The organism is Rhodanobacter thiooxydans LCS2, assembly GCF_000264375.1.
Taxonomy (GTDB): domain Bacteria; phylum Pseudomonadota; class Gammaproteobacteria; order Xanthomonadales; family Rhodanobacteraceae; genus Rhodanobacter; species Rhodanobacter thiooxydans.
Window position 1 is genome coordinate 1 of sequence record NZ_AJXW01000182.1, and the last position, 490, is coordinate 490.

The window sequence follows — 490 nt, forward strand, 5'->3', positions numbered from 1 at the left end:
ATCATTGACTGTTAATGTATGCTGAAGTATATTCTTATATTCCTCAATTTCTTTTTGAGCTTCTTTTGTTAGTTTAAGTGCTTGATTTTTCAAAAATTCTTTTTCTTCTTTTTCCGCTAATCTCAAGCTTTGAATAGCTTCTCTTTCTCTTTTTTTGTTTTCTTCTTCCTGCCATTTGGCAATAAGTTGTTGCTTTTTGAGTTCAAATTCCCATAATGAATCGGCTATTATTGTAGCAGATTTTTTAAGATAGTCATTAAAAAATGTTTGCTGATATCTCGCCATAAAGATCACCTCGTTTTATTTTTATGTTTTATAAAATACCAACACTCATAAATTTAAGTTTTATTTAATACTTCGTTAAGTCGTATTTAGTATTTTATACTTGACTAATTCCTCACTAACCCCTAACGTGCTAGCAATACAGCTTACTGGCTCATAACGTATTTCCTTAATATCGTAATCATCAATCAAAAGCTCTGCCGCAAAC

General features: G+C 30.2%; 1 protein-coding gene. It reads right to left on the minus strand.

What is annotated here, in order from left to right:
- Window positions 1-285, minus strand: a 285-nt coding sequence (locus UUA_RS19095) for a hypothetical protein (protein WP_202946902.1), incomplete at its 3' end; no start/stop codon positions are given.
- Window positions 286-490: the final 205 nt, after the last annotated feature.